3 protein-coding genes are annotated in these 2,000 nt (G+C 67.3%); all 3 read left to right on the plus strand.

The features are described from left to right. Positions 1 to 372, plus strand: a 372-nt coding sequence (locus tag ACSFA3_RS22325; RefSeq protein WP_435507685.1) for a F0F1 ATP synthase subunit epsilon, incomplete at its 5' end; no start/stop codon positions are given. Between the two features lie 230 nt (positions 373 to 602). Then, positions 603 to 1,772: an ROK family protein gene (locus tag ACSFA3_RS22330; protein ID WP_435474185.1), complete on the plus strand. Its 1,170-nt coding sequence runs from the start codon at positions 603 to 605 to the stop codon at positions 1,770 to 1,772. Then, positions 1,769 to 2,000, plus strand: a 232-nt coding sequence (locus ACSFA3_RS22335; protein WP_435507686.1) for an ATP-binding cassette domain-containing protein, incomplete at its 3' end; no start/stop codon positions are given. The genes ACSFA3_RS22330 and ACSFA3_RS22335, both read left to right, overlap by 4 nt.

Consider the following 2,000-nt stretch of genomic DNA (forward strand, 5'->3'; position numbering starts at 1 on the left):
TTCTCGGGCGAAGCCAGGTTCGTCGCGCTGCCCGGTGAAGCCGGTGAGCTCGGCATCTATCCGCGCCACACTCCGCTGATCACGCGCATCCGCCCCGGCGCCGTGCGCATCGAAACGGCCGACGGCAAGGAAGAGTTCGTCTTCGTGGCCGGCGGCATTCTCGAAGTGCAGCCCAACGCCGTTACCGTGCTGTCCGACACCGCGATCCGCGGCAAGGACCTCGACGACGAGAAGGCCAACCAGGCCAAGGCCGCCGCCGAAGAAGCGCTGAAGAACGCGAAGAGCGACATCGACATCGCGATGGCGCAGTCGGAGCTGGCTGTGATGGCCGCCCAGATCGCGGCACTGCGCAAGTACCGCCAGAAGAAGTAATCGGTCTTCCCGATTGCTCCGACAAGAAGCCGCCTTCGGGCGGCTTTTTTGCGTCTGTCCGCTTTCATTCGATCATCTTCGGCTGAAACATGGTCGAAGTTTGACCTTGTCTGGCTGAAGAGCGCCGCCTAGTATTCGCCTTCGTCCAGCAGCCGGGGCTGCGGGCGCAAAGCAAAAGAACACCGTAGACAAAGCGCGTGGCACCCTGGAGTGGCATCACTGCGGACGAAATGCGGCTGCTGGAAACGACCTTCTGGTCGGCCGGCGGCTCGCGCCATGCCATGGCCGAGCAACTCGGCTTTTCCAAGAGCAAGGCCAACGGGCTGATCGCCGGCCTCGTTGACCAGGGCCTGCTCGCCGAAGCCGGCTTGCAACGCTCATCAGGCGGCCGCCGCGCCGAAAACCTCCAGTTGCATGCCGGCCTCGGTGTGCTCGTCGGCATCGACATCGGCGCCACCAGCCTCGACGTGGCCGTGCTGCGCCCCGATCTCACCGTGCTCGCGCAGCACGACGAGCCTGCCGACGTGCGCGAAGGCCCGGCCGTGGTGCTGGCCCGCGTGCGCACGCTCATGCGCGAACTGCTGGCCCGCTGCAACGCGAGCGCCAAGGACGTGCTCGGCATCGGCATCGGCGTGCCCGGCCCCGTCAACTTCGAGATTGGCCAACTCGTGAATCCGCCGCTGATGCCCGCATGGGACAGCTTCTCGATCCGCGATTACCTGCGAGAGGACTACGCCGCGCCCGTCTTCGTCGACAACGACGTGAACCTCATGGCGCTCGGCGAACTGTGGCGCCTCAAGCGCTCGCTGACCAACTTCCTCGTCATCAAAATCGGCACCGGCATCGGCTGCGGCATCGTCTGCCACGGCGAGGTGTACCGCGGCGCCGCAGGCTCGGCCGGCGACGTGGGCCATATCTGCGTCGACCAGGAAGGCCCGCGCTGCCATTGCGGCAACCTCGGCTGCGTCGAGGCCATGGCCGCCGGCCCCGCGATCACGCGCATGGCGACGCGGGCGGCCGAGGCGGGCGAGAGTGCGACGCTGGCCGAGTGCCTGCGCGTGCACGGGCGCATCGACGCCATCGACGTGGGCCAAGCCAGCCGCGGTGGCGACACGGCCGCCAACGCCATCATCCAGCGCGCGGGCAGCCTGATCGGGCAGATGCTCGCGTCGGTCGTCAACTTCTTCAACCCGTCGCATGTGTTCATCGGCGGCGGCATCACGCGCATCGGCCCGCTGTTTCTCGCGGCCGTGCGGCAGAGCGTGTACCAGCGCTCGCTGGCGCTCTCCACGCGGCACCTCGAGATCCAGTACACGCCGCTGGGCATGCAGGGTGGCCTGATCGGCGCCGGCGTGCTCGCGATGCAAGAGACCCTGAAGGCCCGCGGAGTGGCGCCATGAACGCGGCTGAGAACATCAAGGGCAGCGTCGCCGTCGAGTTCGATGGCGTGGTGAAGGCCTTCGGCCCCGTGCAGGTGCTGCACGGCGTGAGCTTTGCGCTTGCACCCGGCCACGTGTACGGCCTGCTGGGCGAGAACGGCGCGGGCAAGTCCACGCTGATGAAGATCCTGGCCGGCTATGAATCGCTTACCGGCGGCACGCTGCGCGTCAACGGACAGCCGCAGCAGT

The sequence above is a fragment of the Variovorax glucosi genome, assembly GCF_051216695.1.
Classification (GTDB): Bacteria; Pseudomonadota; Gammaproteobacteria; order Burkholderiales; family Burkholderiaceae_C; genus Variovorax.